14 protein-coding genes and 1 pseudogene are annotated in these 14,699 nt (G+C 66.8%); 6 read left to right on the plus strand and 9 right to left on the minus strand.

The window, feature by feature from the left end; genetic code table 11:
* Positions 1-26: 26 nt before the first annotated feature.
* The 4 genes from V8683_RS07850 to V8683_RS07865 all read right to left on the minus strand — a co-directional run bounded on the left by V8683_RS07850 (position 27) and on the right by V8683_RS07865 (position 5,786).
* On the minus strand, positions 27-2,258 hold the full coding sequence (locus tag V8683_RS07850; RefSeq protein WP_411192204.1) for a xanthine dehydrogenase family protein molybdopterin-binding subunit: 2,232 nt from the start codon (positions 2,256-2,258) through the stop codon (positions 27-29).
* On the minus strand, positions 2,255-3,256 hold the full coding sequence (locus V8683_RS07855; protein WP_411192205.1) for an FAD binding domain-containing protein: 1,002 nt from the start codon (positions 3,254-3,256) through the stop codon (positions 2,255-2,257). Before V8683_RS07855 ends, V8683_RS07850 begins: the two co-directional genes overlap by 4 nt.
* 17 nt (positions 3,257-3,273) lie before the next feature.
* A complete protein-coding gene (locus V8683_RS07860) occupies positions 3,274-3,972 on the minus strand; it encodes a (2Fe-2S)-binding protein (RefSeq protein ID WP_411192206.1) in 699 nt (232 codons plus the stop codon).
* Positions 3,973-4,493: 521 nt separating this feature from the next.
* A complete protein-coding gene (locus V8683_RS07865) occupies positions 4,494-5,786 on the minus strand; it encodes an aspartate carbamoyltransferase (RefSeq protein WP_411192207.1) in 1,293 nt (430 codons plus the stop codon).
* A 288-nt stretch (positions 5,787-6,074) separates the two neighbouring features.
* Here V8683_RS07865 and V8683_RS07870 point away from each other — a divergent pair, with 288 nt between their 5' ends.
* From V8683_RS07870 to dapA, 4 genes are all read left to right on the plus strand, one after another.
* Positions 6,075-7,055 carry a M23 family metallopeptidase gene (locus V8683_RS07870; RefSeq protein WP_411192208.1) on the plus strand — a complete coding sequence of 327 codons (981 nt, stop codon included), beginning with the start codon at positions 6,075-6,077 and terminating at the stop codon, positions 7,053-7,055.
* The gene (locus tag V8683_RS07875; RefSeq protein ID WP_411192209.1) at positions 7,048-7,395 is read left to right on the plus strand and encodes a hypothetical protein; all 348 of its coding nucleotides are present in this window, start codon (positions 7,048-7,050) and stop codon (positions 7,393-7,395) included. The genes V8683_RS07870 and V8683_RS07875 overlap by 8 nt, the downstream gene beginning before the upstream one ends.
* Positions 7,396-7,482: 87 nt before the next feature.
* A complete protein-coding gene (locus V8683_RS07880) occupies positions 7,483-7,929 on the plus strand; it encodes a bactofilin family protein (RefSeq protein ID WP_411192210.1) in 447 nt (148 codons plus the stop codon).
* A 320-nt stretch (positions 7,930-8,249) separates the two neighbouring features.
* A complete protein-coding gene (dapA, locus tag V8683_RS07885) occupies positions 8,250-9,104 on the plus strand; it encodes a 4-hydroxy-tetrahydrodipicolinate synthase (protein ID WP_411192211.1) in 855 nt (284 codons plus the stop codon).
* Positions 9,105-9,259: 155 nt separating this feature from the next.
* Here the strand turns inward: dapA and V8683_RS07890 are convergent.
* The 5 genes and pseudogenes from V8683_RS07890 to V8683_RS07910 form a co-directional block, all read right to left on the minus strand.
* Positions 9,260-9,490: pseudogene (locus tag V8683_RS07890) on the minus strand (DUF2866 domain-containing protein); the annotation flags it as partial.
* 314 nt (positions 9,491-9,804) lie between these two features.
* A complete protein-coding gene (locus V8683_RS07895; RefSeq protein ID WP_411192212.1) occupies positions 9,805-10,002 on the minus strand; it encodes a DUF3562 domain-containing protein in 198 nt (65 codons plus the stop codon).
* Between the two features lie 227 nt (positions 10,003-10,229).
* Positions 10,230-11,291 (minus strand): alkene reductase, encoded by a 1,062-nt coding sequence (locus V8683_RS07900; protein WP_411192213.1) that lies wholly within the window; start codon positions 11,289-11,291, stop codon positions 10,230-10,232.
* A 65-nt stretch (positions 11,292-11,356) separates the two neighbouring features.
* Positions 11,357-11,683, minus strand: a complete 327-nt coding sequence (locus V8683_RS07905; protein WP_411192214.1) for an ArsR/SmtB family transcription factor — start codon at positions 11,681-11,683, stop codon at positions 11,357-11,359.
* Between the two features lie 164 nt (positions 11,684-11,847).
* A complete protein-coding gene (locus tag V8683_RS07910; RefSeq protein ID WP_411192215.1) occupies positions 11,848-12,597 on the minus strand; it encodes an NUDIX hydrolase in 750 nt (249 codons plus the stop codon).
* Positions 12,598-12,688: 91 nt separating this feature from the next.
* Here V8683_RS07910 and V8683_RS07915 point away from each other — a divergent pair, with 91 nt between their 5' ends.
* Together V8683_RS07915 and V8683_RS07920 are read left to right on the plus strand one after the other, a co-directional pair.
* On the plus strand, positions 12,689-13,717 hold the full coding sequence (locus tag V8683_RS07915; RefSeq protein ID WP_411192216.1) for an SPFH domain-containing protein: 1,029 nt from the start codon (positions 12,689-12,691) through the stop codon (positions 13,715-13,717).
* Complete coding sequence (locus V8683_RS07920) at positions 13,714-14,646, plus strand: NAD(+)/NADH kinase (protein WP_411192217.1); 933 nt, start codon at positions 13,714-13,716, stop codon at positions 14,644-14,646. Before V8683_RS07915 ends, V8683_RS07920 begins: the two co-directional genes overlap by 4 nt.
* Positions 14,647-14,699: the final 53 nt, after the last annotated feature.

Here is a 14,699-nt window from a genome sequence, read left to right on the forward strand (position 1 = left end):
GGCATCTCGTCAACCGCAGAGACACGTCATACGGTTGCGCTCATCTTCGGCACGACCTTGTCGAGCGTGATCGGCAGATCGCGCACGCGCACGCCCGTAGCGTGATACACGGCATTCGCGATGGCCGCGGGCACGCCGGTAATGCCGATCTCGCCGATGCCGCGCACGCCGAGCGCATTGAAGCGCAGGTCGGGCGGCCCGGCGAACAGCACGTCCAGTTCGCCGATGTCGGCGTTCACGGGCACGTGATACTCGGCGAGGTTGGCGTTCACGATGCGCCCGAAGCGCGGATCGAGCAGCGCCTCTTCTTCGAGCGCCGTCGCCACGCCCCACACCATCCCGCCCATCAACTGGCTGCGCGCGGTCTTCTCGTTGAGGCGGTTTCCCACGTCGTAGACGCCCACGATGCGCGCCACGCGGATCGTGCCGAGATCGGCGTCCACATGGACTTCGGCGAAGACGGCGCCGAACGAGTGGAACGCGTACTGCTGGCGCTCGCTGCCGGGCTTCGTCGTTGCCACCGCTTCGATCGGCTTGCCGCCCGCGCGCGCGAGAATCGCGGCGGCGGGGTCGCGCCGCGACGTGTCGCTGCGGCTCACGACCCAGCCGTCTTCCACCGTGACATCGCCGGGCGCGGCGCCGTAGACCGGCGAGGCGCGATCCGCCACCGCGAGCGCAATCAGCTTGTCGCGCGCCTGCTGCCCGGCGGCCTGCACGGCGGGCGCGACGCTCGCCGCCGACTGCGAGCCGCCCGAGCCCGGTGCGCGCGGCAGCGTCGAGTCGCCGAGCGCGAAACGGATGCGCTCGGGCGGAAAGCCGAGCGCGTCGGCGGCCACCTGAGTCATCACCGTGTAGGTGCCTGTGCCGAGGTCCTGCGTGCCCGAAGCGACCATCGCGCTCCCGTCGGGCAGGATGCGCGCGAGCGCGGAGGCTTCGCTGCGGTTCGCGGGATAGGTCGCGCTCGCCATGCCGAGGCCGATCAGCGTATTGCCCTCGCGCATCGAGCGCGGCGTGGCCGTGCGGCGCGACCAGCCAAAGCGCTGCGCGCCCGTCTCGTAGCATTCGCGCAGCGCCTTCGACGACCACGGCTTGCCGTCCTGCGGCTCGGCTTCGGCGTAGTTCTTCAGGCGCAGCGCCACAGGATCCATCTTCAACTGCCACGCGAGTTCGTCCATGGCCGATTCGAGCGCGAACGAGCCCGTCGTCTCGCCAGGCGCACGCGTGAAGGTGGGGGTGCCCACGTTGAGTTGTACCAGGTGATGGCTCGTGCTCTGGTTCGGCACCGCGTACATCATGCGCGTGACGAGGCCCGACATCTCGGTCCAGTCCTCGAAGGTCGAGGTGTGCGAGTACGTGTCGTGGCGCATGCCGGTGAGCGTGCCGCCAGGGTGCGCCGCGATCCGGACGTGCTGCTCGGTGCGCGGCCTTCCGCCCACGGAGCCGAACATCTGCGGCCGCGCGAGGGCGAGACGCACGGGCCGCCCCGTCTGCTTCGCGGCCATCGCGCAAAGACTCACGTGCGACCACGACGAGCCCTTGCAGCCGAAGCCGCCGCCGATGAACGGCGAGATCACGCGCACGTTATCGGCAGGAATGCCAAACACTGCGGCCACCGCCGTGCTCGCGCCGGTTACGCCCTGGGTGGCGTCGTAGAGCGTGAGGTCGGGGCCGTCCCAGTGCGCCATCGTCGCATGCGGCTCCATGGGGTTGTGGAACTGCATCGGCGTCGTATAGACGGCATCGAGGCGCACCGCGCCTTCCTGCAGCCCCGCCTCCGGATTGCCGCGCTCCGAATCGGCCGGGCGGCTGGGCTGGCTCGGCGGCGTATGGGCCGTGGCTTTCGCGCTCGCGAAGTCGAGCGCCGCCGGCGCTGCCGCGTACGTGATGGTCACGTGGCGCGCGGCGTCGGCAGCATGTTCGAGCGTGTCGGCGACGACCACGGCGACCGGCTCGTTGCTGTAACGCACGACATTGTCCTGCAGCAGCGTGAGGTGCCGGCCCGCTGGCGGGCTCAGCGGCGGGTGCCCGTTGTTGGGCAGGCGCATCGCGTTCCGGTACGTCATCACGAGCAGCACGCCGGGCATCTGCTGCGCACGCTGCGTGTCGATAGCGCTGATCGTGCCGCTCGCCACCGTGCTCGTCACGAGAACGGCGTGCGCGAGCCGCGCCTCGGGAAAGTCGGCGGCGTAACTGGCGCTGCCGGTGACCTTCAGGATGCCGTCGATGCGGTCGAGCGGCTGGCCGGTGAGGTGGCTCATGCGAAATCTCCTGTCTGGCCGGCTGCGAGCAGCACCGAGCGGACGATCGCGCGCTGCGCAAGTCCGACCTTGAATGCATTGCCGTTGAGCGGCTGCGCGCTCGCGAGCTCGGCGCTTGCCGCTTCGCGCAGCATCGCGGCGCCGAGCGCGTGCCCCGTGATCCGTTGCTCGACGACGCTCGCCCGCCACGGACGGTGCGCGACGCCGCCCAGCGCGACCCGTGCCGCACGCACGGTCTTGCCGTCCATCTGCAAGGCGGCTGCCACCGAGACGAGCGCGAACGCATAGCTCGCGCGGTCGCGCACTTTGAGGTAATGCGTGTGATCGCTGAACGCAGGGGGCGGCAGATCGACGGAGGTGATCAGCTCGCCCGGCTGCAGTGTCGTGTCGAGATCGGGGCGGTCGCCGGGCAGGCGGTGAAACTGCGCGATGGGGATCGCGCGCGCGCCACGCGGGCCGCTTACCTGCACGGTCGCGTCGAGCGCGGCGAGCGCCACGTTCATATCGGAGGGATTGACGGCCACGCATTGCGGACTCGCGCCGAGTATCGCGTGCATGCGGTTGAAGCCGCCGATCGCCGCGCAGCCGCTGCCCGGCGCGCGCTTGTTGCACTGGGCGAACGCGGTGTCGTAGAAGTAGCCGCAGCGGGTGCGCTGCAAGAGGTTGCCGCCCATCGTCGCCATGTTGCGCAACTGCCCCGAGGCGCCCGAAAGCAGCGCCTCCGTGAGCAGCGGATAACGCGTGCGCACGAGCGCGTGATTGGCCGCGTCGCTGTTGCGCACCAGCGCGCCGATGCGAAGGCCGCCGTCCGGCAGCGTCTCGACGTTCTGCAGGGCATCGATGCGCGTGATGTCGATGAGCGTCACCGGATGCGTCACGCCGCCCTTCATGAGGTCGAGCAGGTTCGTGCCGCCGCCGATGAACACGGCGCCCGGTTGCTGCGCGGCCGCGATCGCGCCGTTGACGTCGGCGGCGCGCTGATAGGAAATGGCATCCATGAGAGGCGCCTCCTTCGTCACGCGCTGGCCGCATGCGCGTCGCGCACGGCGGCCACGATGTTGGCATAGGCGCCGCAGCGGCAGATATTGCCGCTCATGCGTTCGCGGATCTCGGCATCGGTGAGTTGCGGGGGACGTTCGCGCACATCGTGCGTGACGGCGCTTGCGGTGCCCGCGTTGAACTCGCTGATGCACGCGGTCGCCGAACACAACTGGCCTGGTGTGCAGTAGCCGCACTGGAACGCGTCGCGCTCAATGAAGGCGCGCTGCACCGGGCTCAGCGTGGTTGCGCTCGAAAGCCCTTCTACGGTCGTGATGCGTGCGTCTTCGTACATGACCGCGAGCGAGAGACACGAGTTGATGCGCCGGCCGTCCGCCAGCACGGTGCACGCGCCGCACTGGCCGCGGTCGCAGCCCTTCTTCGTGCCGGTGAGGCCCGCGTAGTCGCGTAGCGCGTCGAGCAGCGTGACGCGAGGTTCGATATGCAGTACGTACTCGCGGCCGTTGATGTTCAGGTGTACGGGCTGTGCAGGCGCGGGCATCGGCCGTGGCGCTGCGGTTTCGGCGGGGCTGGGCCCGGTCTGCGCTTGCAGATGCGGCGTGGCGCCCAGTGCGGCGGCAGCGGCCGCCGACTGCAGGAAGCGGCGGCGCGAGACGTCGGCGGGGGTGGCGGCGGGCGCGGGCTTGCCTGCGTCGTCGGGAAGATCGTGTGACATGGCGTTCGGCGGCTCCATCGAAGGACGGAAACACGCGCACGCGAGGTGGCATGAGCTTGGGCCCGCGTTGCGCGAATTCAGCGAAATTTCGTCAGACAGCAATTCCGATGCCGCGAGCCTGTGTGGTGCCTTCCTTGCTGGTCGCTTACCGGGAGAAGCGTTACGCGGCAGGTTCGCGCGACGCGGGGGCCGCACGAAGGCCTGGCACGCGCGTCAGACCAGCACGTTGCGCTTGCCGGAACCGAAAGTAAAGAGCGGGACCGCGAAACTTTCGTGACTCGTGCCAGTGTGGCGTCGGGCTGGCGCATGCGTGACCGGTGGCTGACGCGAGACTGGCGGGATGGACATAATCGCCGGATTGCATCTGCGGGTCAGGTGTTGGCCGCCAGCGGCGCTTGTGCTCGATGAATCCGGATTTGAACTCGCGGTGAGATCCCATCCGGCATAATTATGTAGTAATGCGAAGTATATGTAGCAGGACATTCCCGCCGGGCATGCCCGGCGGGATGTGAAGAGGAACCTCAGTCGATACCGTGGAACACGGCGTCGTCCGGGCCGAGGTAGGCAGGCGGGCGCCACGCGGCGTCGCGCATCGAGTGCTGCACGAGGTTCTCGACACCCAGCAGCGTCGCGAAGATCGCCATGCGTACCGGAATGCCGTTGTCGGTCTGGCGGAAGATGGCGAGGCGCGGATCGTGGTTCAGATCCGTCGAAAGATCGTTCGCGCCCGGGCGGCTGTCGCGCGGCAGAGGGTGCATGACCAGCGTCTCGGGGCTGCAGCATTCGTCCATCAGCGCCTGATTGATCTGGAAGTCGGGCGTATAGCCTTCGAACGACTCGTCGGTGAAGCGCTCCTTCTGGATGCGCGTAGCGTACACCACGTCCGCGCCGCGCAGACCGACCCTGAGGTCGTGCGTCTGCTCGACCACGTGGCCATTGGTCGAGATCTTGTCCACGATGTACGTGGGCATTTCGAGCATCGGCGGCGAGATCAGCGTGAACTTGATGCCGCGATAGAGCGCGAGCAGCTTCACGAGCGAGTGCACCGTGCGGCCGTACTTGAGGTCGCCCACGAGCGCGATATGTGCGCCGTCCACGATCTTGCCGAGGCGCGAAAACTCGCGCTGGATCGTGTAGAGATCGAGCAGCGCCTGGCTCGGGTGCTCGCCGGGGCCGTCGCCGCCATTGATGATGGGGATGTTCACGGCACGCGCGAATTCGGCCACCGAGCCTTGATCAGGATGCCGAATCACCATCGCATCGACGTAACCCGCCATCACGCGGCTCGTATCGTAGATCGACTCGCCCTTCGCCATCGACGAGAACGTGAAGCCGGTCGTATCGCATACCGAACCACCCAGCCGGCAGAACGCCGCGCCGAAGCTCACGCGCGTGCGCGTGCTGGCTTCGAAGAACAGGTTGCCGAGCACGGCGCCTTCGAGCACGCGCGAGATTTTGCGGCGGCGGGCAATGGGCTGCATGATGTCGGCCACGCGGAACAGGGCTTCGACGGCATCGCGCGAGAACTGGTCGACGGAGAGCAGTTGCGGCTTGCCTTCGAATTGCATCTGGCTCGCGAGCGAATGCGGGTCTACGCTTTGCGTATAGCCTTCGCGCGGCTCGCCATTGCCGACGATTTCCGAAACGAAGCGCTCGACGATCTCCGGCATGGCCCGCGATTCCTGCGATTCTTCGGGCAGGAGCCAGGTGTCGAGGGCCCGGCGCGACACGCCGATGCGGCTCGCGAACGCATCGCGGGTCATGTTCAGACGCCGCATGGCGTCGCGGAGGAAGGCTTGTTGCGGAACGCTCATGCAGGCACCTCTGAGTCGGGTTGATGTACGCGGTGCGTATATTAATTCGGCGCCGTCAGAAGTCAAGCGGTTTTCTCGGCGGTAGGGCGATCCGAGATTTGGGGAAGCCGGTTGCCGCGGCGCTCCTGATATTGAGATGCCGGATTTTGCGACGCCGTGATAATCGCGCCTTTGCGTTTGTCCTGGCGGGTCGCTACCCGTCATCGCCTTCTCGATGCCCGTTTTCCTTTCGCTTTCTTGCTTCCTCGATGCGGCCGCGCGTGCCGGGTCGCGCCGCCGGGGTTGCTCGTGAAGTCGCCGTGGTTTGCGCCCTGGTCGGACTCCGTCGACGATCTCGCGGGTCGCGATACGCGTTTCGTCACCCATCGCACTGCCCGACGCACCGCCATCGCCGCTGCGCTGGCCACGGCGACGCTTGCCCTCGCGGGCGGCGTCGCGATCGGCCGCTACCTGGCGCCGGCGCCGGTTGCGAATGCCGCGGCGGGAGCGGACGGGCCGGCCCAGCATCGCTATGTCGTGGACGAGTTGGGGCGGATGAATGCGTCGATCGAATTGCTCGATCCGCGCATCGAACGCCTTGCCAGCCAGCTGGCCGAACTGCATCAATTCGATCAGCGTCTGCGTGCGCAGCCGCCTCGCGGCGTCACCACGACGCCGGTCCCAGCAGGGTCGGGCGACAGCGACGAAGGCGGCGAGGGCGGCCCGTTGCTCGCGCCGCGTCACTGCGCCGGCGCGGCCTCGGCGCCGGCGGCTGCGCGCGCGAACGAGCAGGCGACGCGCGGCGAACTCGACTGCCTGTCCGCGACCGTTTCGGCGCTGGAGCACGCTGTCGCACTGCACGAGGCGGCCTTCAGCGCGTTCCCGGGGAGAAAGCCGCTCGTGGACGGCCGCTTCGGCTCGCCGTTCGGCAACCGCATCGACCCGTTCACCCATCGCCTGAGCTTTCATCCGGGCGTCGATCTCGTCGCGCCGACCGGCACGCCCATCCTTGCCGCCGCCGGTGGCCGCGTGATCTACGCGGGACCGAAGGCCGGCTATGGCAACGCCGTGGAGATCGATCACGGCAACGGCTTTCACACGCGCTATGGGCATGCGTCGAAGATCGACGTGCAGGTCGGCCAGATCGTGCTGCCGCTCGAACATATCGCCGACGTGGGCTCGACGGGCCGCTCGACGGGACCGCATCTGCATTTCGAGGTGCTCGTGGACGGCGCGCCCGTCAATCCCGCCGACTATCTCGCGCTATTCGGAGCCTACGCCAATGGTTGAGCGACGCCTCGCACGGACCCGTGCGGACGCGACTCGCGCTTACGAACTGCAGCCGGTTCGCTCGCGCGCCGCGCGCGTGACCATGGTGCTGGCATGGACGGTCGTAACGGCTGCGGCCAGTGCGGCCCTGATGGCGTGGTCGCTGGAGCCCGGCGCTCCGGCGCGCTGCCCGTCCAGCGCGCCGGACGGCCTGCACGAGGCGCTGGCGAACGCGCAATTCAGACTGGAGCAGGAGCGCGCCGCTCGCGCGGCGCTGCAGAAGTCGGCCGATGCCGCGCAGGCCGACGTCGCGAAGCTGCGGGAGGAACTCTTGTTCCTGCGCAGCCACGGCGGCCGCTGAAGGCGGCGGCGCGGCGCGCGTATCGACGCGTATCGACGCGTATCCGCGAGCATTGGCGCGGCAAGGCATATTCAACGGTGGTCATTCATGTTCGGCAAGAAAAAAGCACAGGCAGGCATTCAGCACACCAAACTGGCGACGTTGATCGCACAGGACGTCAGCATCGCGGGCGATATCGAATTCAGTGACGGGCTGCGGCTCGACGGCACGATTCGCGGCAACGTCAGGGCCAAGCCGGGCACGGAGTCGCTGCTCGTGCTGAGCGAGTGCTGCACGATAGAAGGCAACGTGCACGGCTACGACATCGTCGTGAACGGGCATATCGTCGGCGACGTGATCGCGGATCACTTCGTCGAACTCAAGGCGAACGCGCACGTGACCGGCAATATTCGCTACCTCCAGCTGCAGATGGAGTGCGGCGCGACCGTGGAGGGCAAGCTGACCAAACGCGACGCCGCCGCGCCGGATTTGCTGCTCAATGTACCCTTGCCTCATGAGCGCGACTCGCAGGTGTGGGACGAGACGCCCGCCTGAGGCGCTATGCCCGTGTCAGCGCGACCGTGCGTACGCGAGCAATCCCGGTTACACTGTCGCGCATGTCACGCACCGCATCCCGCCGCCTCCGTTCGTCCGCCGTCGCCGCTTCGCGCGCGACGCGTGCGTTCGTGCGCGCCTCGTCGGCCGGCGTGAACGCCAAAGCCAAAAAACAGCGGCTCATCTGACCGGAGCCTGCTGTTCCGTCGTCAGATGTGCGACGGAACAGCCCGCCCTGCCTACCGCGTTATCCCCGGCTCGCTTCCCTTCTGCACATTGCTCGACGGACCTTTCGATACGGTCGGGTTCAAGGGAAAGTCATGTCCATCTTTTCAGGTATCTGGATTCCGCTCATCACGCCGTTCAACGCAGGTGAGGTCGATCACACCGCGCTCGATACGCTCGTGCGCCATTACGCACGCGCCGGCGTGGCCGGCTTCGTCGCGCTGGGCACAACGGGCGAGCCCGCCGCGCTCGACGCGCGCGAGCAGGACGCCGTGCTCGCGACCGTACTGGCGGCGGCGGACGGCCTGCCGGTAGTCGCCGGCGTGAGCGGGAACCATACGGCTTCGGTGTGCGAGCGCGTTGCCGAGCTGAACGCCCTGCCTGTCGCGGGCGTGCTGGCGGCCGCGCCGTACTACATCCGGCCGTCGCAGGCCGGCGTGATTGGCCATTTCGCGGCCATCGCCGATGCGAGCCGCAAGCCTGTGATCCTCTACGACATTCCGGCGCGCACCGGGGTGCAGCTCGAATTGCCGACGCTGCTCGAACTTGCCGGCCACGAGCGCATCGTGGCGGTGAAGGATTGCGGCGGTTCGCTCGACAAGACGCTTTCGCTGATTCTGGATGGGCGTTTGCAGGTGCTCTGCGGCGAAGACATCGAGATGTTCGGTGTCCTGTGTGCTGGTGGTAGCGGAGCGATCGCGGCGTCGGCGCATCTGTGCACGGAGCGCTTCGTGGCGTTGGCGCGCAAGGTGAGCGAGGGACGGCTGGCCGAAGCGCGCTCGCTGTGGCATGCCCTCGTGCCGATCGTGCGCGCGGCGTTTGCGGAGCCGAATCCCGCGCCCGTGAAGGCGGCGCTCGCGCATTGCGGGCTGATCCGCAACGAGCTGCGCGCGCCCATGACGCGCGCGAGCGCAGCGCTCGAAGCCGAATTGGGGAAGCGGGTGGCGTAGGCCGGGCGCACCCGAACGGGCGCGAACCGGTAGCCGGAAAAAAGCGGAGGAGAGCCGCTGCCGCGCGGTCAGCGCGCCGCGCGCGTACCTGAGCGCGCGCGCCGGCGCGTGCGGCCGCGTTCGGGCTCGGCGGGCTCGCCGTTCAGCACGATGCGGCGGCCGGGCACGTGCGCGGCCACGAGACGGGCAATGTCGAGCGCCGAGCTTTCGGCGGGCACGACCTGGCGGCGCGCGCCGTCGTCGAGCAGCGTGGTCCATTCGACAAGCAGGCAAGGCCGGCCCCACGGCTGCGGGAGCGGACCCGAAACCCGGCAGCTCGCGACGTTCGCCCGCGCGCCGTCGTCCAGCAGCAGTTGCAGGTGCATCAGCACGTCGTCTTCAACCATGAACTGGCTCCTTCGTTCTACTTTGCTTGCCAGGTAGCGCCGTCGCGCGGCAAGCGGCGGCGCCTACAAAAAAACGCCGCCGATGCTCCGGCGGCTCAACAGGGGTGATCGTATGGTTACAGCGAAGAATTAAACGAGTCTTAAGAGCCTCCGCGACTGACGACGGACAAAAGGGCGCAAACAAGGGGGCAGACGCACGCAAGCGCGCAAACGACGGGCGCGCGAAATCCCGCGCTGGCCGGGCGCTCAGCGCGTGCAATCCAGATAGTGGGAATGAGAGGGGCGGCTTGGTGTTTTCTGGCGTTCAGTGGTGCTTAGTGCGGCTTACTTTTCTTTTCGCGCAGCGCCGCTCTCACCTTGCGCTCGGCGAACAGCGGCAGATAGTCCTGAATGCTGGCTTCGGCGCGGTAACTGTCGAGGGTGTCGGCATAGAGGCGCGCGACGGTTTCTTCCGGCGTATTGGTTTCCGCGGCGATAGTGTGGACGATTTGCGTGGCGTCGGCTTGAGGCATGGAGGATCTCCAGTCAGCGGGGCAAAGCGGAAGGCTTCCATTAGAGGACACGCTCGCGCCGGATGCCAATTGAAACGGCCTATGGAAAAAGCCCTGAGGAAATGGGTGGCCGCCTGCGGTGCAATGCTGCTCTGGCACGATTGACCGCGACGGCGCGCCTGGCGGCACGCGTGCCCCATGCAGCAAGGGGCGGCCGTGGTACGGCCGCCCCGTTGGGTCACGTCAGATCACGCCACGTTTTCCAGCGTGGGATAGTCGGTGTAACCCGTTTCGCCGCGTGCGTAGTAGGTGGACGGATTCGGTGTGTTGAGCGCCGCGTTCAGTTCGAAGCGGCGCGGCAGGTCCGGGTTCGCGATGAAGAGCTGGCCCCATGCCACGGCGTCGGCTTCGCCGGCGGAGAGTGCGGCCTGGGCCGATTCCAGCGTGAACTTTTCGTTGGCGATGAACGGGCCGCCGAATTCGGCCTTCAGTTGCGGGCCGAGGCGATTGTCGCCCAGCGACTCGCGCGCGCAGATGAACGCGATCTTGCGCTTGCCGAGTTCGCGTGCGACGTAGCCGAAGGTCGCGGCGGGATTCGAGTCGCCCATCGTGTGGGCATCGCCGCGCGGCGCGAGATGTACGGCTACGCGATTCGCGCCCCAGACGTCGATGCACGCGTCGGTGATTTCGAGCAGCAGACGCGCGCGGTTTTCGATCGAACCGCCATAGGCGTCCGTGCGATGGTTCGTGCTGTCCTGCAGGAACTGATCGATCAGGTAGCCGTTCGCGCCGTGCACTTCGACACCGTCGAAGCCGGCCGCCTTCGCGTTTTCGGCGCCGAGGCGGAACGCGGCAACGACGCCGGGGATTTCATCGGTTTCGAGTGCGCGCGGCGTCACGTAGGCGCGCTGCGGACGCACGAGACTCACGTTGCCCTGCGCCGCGATCGCGCTGGGCGCAACCGGCAGCTCGCCGTCGAGAAAGATGGGGTCCGACACGCGGCCCACATGCCAGAGCTGCAGGAAGATGCGGCCGCCGGCCGCGTGCACGGCGTCGGTCACGAGCTTCCAGCCCGCCACCTGTTCCTGCGACCAGATGCCCGGCGTTTCGGCATAGCCGACGCCCTGCGGCGTCACCGAAGTCGCCTCGCTGATGATGAGGCCGGCCGACGCGCGTTCGGCGTAGTACTTCGCCATGAGCGCGTTGGGCACACGGGCCTCGCCGGCGCGCTGGCGCGTGAGCGGCGCCATGACGATACGGTTGGGGAGCGTGAGCGCGCCGATCTGAATGGGGTCGAAAAGGGTTGCCATGTTTCACCTTGAGCGGGCATGGCCCGCGAACTGGATGGGCTGCGAATGAAAGGACGATGGCTCCGTCACAACTGAGCGTTCACGTGAGCGAGAAACGCTTCGATGACCGCTTCGTTGCGCTTGAAGAAAACCCACTGGCCGATCCGCTTCGACGACACGAGCCCCGCTTTCTGGAGCACCGCGAGGTGAGCGGAGACGGTGGATTGCGACAGCCCGCAGCGCGCGTCGATCTTGCCGGCGCAGACGCCCTGGTCGAGCGGCAGTTCCTGATCGGCGAAATACGCCTGCGGCTCGCGCAGCCACGCCAGGATCTCGCGCCGCACGGGGTTGGCGAGGGCCTTGTGGATGGCGTCGATGTCGAGCGCGACAGGAGCGGGGGTGGGTTTCTTCATCTGGGAAACATCGTAGCTGCACGAAGTATATATCGTGATTTTACGATATAGGCGATTGACCGGGTTTCAAGAGGGGGTTCTTGTGTCGGCGTGAAAAAAGGCGTGCACCTTTGCGAGAATTGAAAGGCTGAACTACCCGCCGCAGGCGCGGCTGTCAGCCGTGCTCAGCCGCCGCCACGCGGACTAAAGGTTCGCGGAAACACCGCAAGCGTGCTTCGGTCCACGAGGCGATAGCCTACGGCCGGCCGATTCGATTCCCCGGCGACATAACCCGCTTCGCTCAGGAAGCCTGCGGCGAGCATCCGCGTACGAAAGCCGCTTTTATCCACGGGCCGGCCGAGCACGATCTCGTACATACGCTGAAGCTGCGGCAGCGTGAACGGCTCAGGCAACAGGAACGCCGGCAGCGAAGTGTATTCGACCTTGCCGCGTAGCCGCTCGACCGCCGCTTGAACGATGGTGTCGTGATCAAATGCGAGTCCGCCTTTCCGGGCTACCGCGTCGACAGCGAACCACGCCACTTCGGCAGCGTTCGCGCCCTTCGCGAGCGTGACGTCCTGCGCCGCGATCAACGCAAACCAGACGTGAGTTGCCGACCAGCCGCGCGGATCGCGCGTCGCGCTCCCCCAACTGCCGAGCTGCTCCAGATATGGACTCCTCACGGCGGTCTTGTCGAGCAGCTTGCGGCGCGCGCAACCCTCGAGCGTTGTATCGACCGCTACGTCGACAAAGCCCCCCGGCAGCGCCCAGCGCCCCGGAAACGGTTCGCCGGCTTCGGCCGGACGCCGGACGAGCAGGACCTGCAGCGCGTTATCGAGCACCGAGAAGATCACGACATCGACAGTCGTATAGGGCTGGGGAAACTCATGCCCATGTCCTGCGCGTTGTCCGGAAGCGGGTTTCGGATGTGCCATGGCGAACCAGAAAAACTTGACGACCCTCATTCTAGGTTGTATTGTGCAACTTATGCAAGTTGTACAGTACAACTCAAACAAGGAGTACATCATGTTCGGTATCCGGTTCATCAAGTCACAGCCGACCGTTCACCTCATGCAGTTCCGCGCTGGCCAGATGGTGCGCGAAGGCGCGGGGCTTTCGTTTTTCTACTACGCGCCGGCGACGACGCTGGTTTCCGTGCCGGTTGCGAGCCAGGATCGTCCGTTCATCCTCGAACTGGTGACGGCGGACTTCCAGAGCGTCACCGTGCAGGGGCAGGTGACCTACCGCGTGCGCGATCCGCACCGCACGGCGGCGATGATGGACTTCTCGCTGGGCAAGGACGGCCGGACCTATGTGTCGGAGGATCCGAAGCGGCTCGGGGATCGCGTCGCGATGCAGGTCGAGGTGATCGTTCAGCAGACCGTGCAGGCGATGGATCTGAAGCAGGCGTTGCGCGCTTCTGCGGCAATCGCGCAGACCGTACAGAAGGGGCTCGCGGATCAGCCGGAGATCGAGGCGCTGGGTCTGGAGATTCTGGGCGTCTCGGTGATGGCCGTGAAGCCCACACCGGACATTGCGCGCGCCCTTGAAGCAGAGGCGCGAGAATCCAACCTCAAGGCGGCTGACGACGCCGTCTATCTGCGACGGATGTCGGCCGTGGAGAACGAGCGCGCGATTCGCCAAAACGAACTGGATACCGACATCGCGGTCGAGCAGAAGAAGCGGCAGATCCGCGAAACGCAGATGGAGGCGAAGGCCACGTTGATGCGCAAGGAAAACGGGCTGCGCAACGAACAGATGGCGTCGGACATCGAGCTCGAGGAAAAGCGCAAGGCATTCGTGGCCGGGCAGGCGCAGAACAGCCGGACCCTCGCGGAGGCCGAGGCGCATCGGGTCGCAGCCGTCATGCAGGCGCTGGAGAAGGCCGATCCGCGCATCGTCACCGCGCTCGCCGCTGCGGGCATGCAGCCGGGACAACTGATCGCCCAGGCGTTCGGCGGCATCGCCGAACGCGCGGAGCGCATCGGTCAGCTCAATGTCTCGCCCGACCTGCTCCAGGGTCTGATCGGCGGCGGAGAAAGGAAGGCAGCATGACTACCGAGTCGCGTAAAGTCGTGCTGGTGACACGCTGCACGCGCTATGAAGATCTGATTGCCCGGCACCACACGCTCGCGCAGGCGAAGTTCTACATCGAGCATCTCGGCGCGGACTTCTCCGACTACCTCGCCGAGCACGCCGCCTACGCGCGTGGCCTGGAGTTGACCGTTCGCGCGCTCGAAGGCTGGGGCCGTTACCAGATCGTTGACCGAGGCTACCTGCCCAATTTCATTTTCGCGCCCGACGATATAGTCGTGGCGCTCGGGCAGGACGGGCTGGTGGCGAACTCGATGAAATACCTGGGCGGGCAGCCGCTGATCGGCCTGAATCCGGAGCCCGGCAGGTGGGACGGCGTGTTGCTGCCGTTCGAACCGCCCGACCTTGGCGCGGTACTCGCGGATGTCGCCCGCGGCCGTCGTCCAACGAAGGCCGTGACCATGGCGGAGGCACGGCTTTCGGACGGGCAGGTGCTGCGCGCGGTCAATGACCTGTTTGTCGGGCCGCGTACGCATTCTTCCGCGCTCTATGAGATCGAGTTGGGTGAGCGACGCGAATCGCAGTCGTCGTCGGGCATTATCGTGTCCACGGGACTCGGCTCGACCGCATGGGTCAAAAGCGTGGTGACGGGGGCGATCGGCGTGACGCGGGCCACGCTGGGATCGGACCAGAGTTTCGAGTACCCGCCTCAGTCCTGGGACAGTCCGCAACTGACGTTCGCCGTGCGGGAGCCGTTTCCGAGCCGGGCGTCGAAGACCGAACTGGTTTTCGGCCATGTGAGTGCCGGGCAACCGCTGCGGCTGCGCTCGCGCATGCCGGAAAACGGCGTGATTTTTTCCGATGGAATGGAGGACGACTATCTGCGGTTTACGGCGGGCATGGAAGCGACGGTGACGGTTGCCAAGGCGCAGGGTTGTCTGGTCGTCTAGGGTCCGCGGGCGTCTGTCCTTTGCCAGGAAGGATGGCGTTGGTTTTATGTGAA

It is taken from the genome of Paraburkholderia sp. AV2 (genome assembly GCF_054968425.1).

Bases quoted from the DNA above. Each gene is read 5' to 3' on its own strand.
- V8683_RS07850 (WP_411192204.1), bottom strand. From the start codon at position 2,258: ATGAGCCACCTCACCGGCCAGCCGCTCGACCGCATCGACGGCATCCTG.
- V8683_RS07855 (WP_411192205.1), bottom strand. From the start codon at position 3,256: ATGGATGCCATTTCCTATCAGCGCGCCGCCGACGTCAACGGCGCGATC.
- V8683_RS07860 (WP_411192206.1), bottom strand. From the start codon at position 3,972: ATGTCACACGATCTTCCCGACGACGCAGGCAAGCCCGCGCCCGCCGCC.
- V8683_RS07865 (WP_411192207.1), bottom strand. From the start codon at position 5,786: ATGAGCGTTCCGCAACAAGCCTTCCTCCGCGACGCCATGCGGCGTCTG.
- V8683_RS07875 (WP_411192209.1), top strand. From the start codon at position 7,048: ATGGTTGAGCGACGCCTCGCACGGACCCGTGCGGACGCGACTCGCGCT.
- V8683_RS07880 (WP_411192210.1), top strand. From the start codon at position 7,483: ATGTTCGGCAAGAAAAAAGCACAGGCAGGCATTCAGCACACCAAACTG.
- dapA (WP_411192211.1), top strand. From the start codon at position 8,250: ATGTCCATCTTTTCAGGTATCTGGATTCCGCTCATCACGCCGTTCAAC.
- V8683_RS07895 (WP_411192212.1), bottom strand. From the start codon at position 10,002: ATGCCTCAAGCCGACGCCACGCAAATCGTCCACACTATCGCCGCGGAA.
- V8683_RS07900 (WP_411192213.1), bottom strand. From the start codon at position 11,291: ATGGCAACCCTTTTCGACCCCATTCAGATCGGCGCGCTCACGCTCCCC.
- V8683_RS07905 (WP_411192214.1), bottom strand. From the start codon at position 11,683: ATGAAGAAACCCACCCCCGCTCCTGTCGCGCTCGACATCGACGCCATC.
- V8683_RS07910 (WP_411192215.1), bottom strand. From the start codon at position 12,597: ATGGCACATCCGAAACCCGCTTCCGGACAACGCGCAGGACATGGGCAT.
- V8683_RS07915 (WP_411192216.1), top strand. From the start codon at position 12,689: ATGTTCGGTATCCGGTTCATCAAGTCACAGCCGACCGTTCACCTCATG.
- V8683_RS07920 (WP_411192217.1), top strand. From the start codon at position 13,714: ATGACTACCGAGTCGCGTAAAGTCGTGCTGGTGACACGCTGCACGCGC.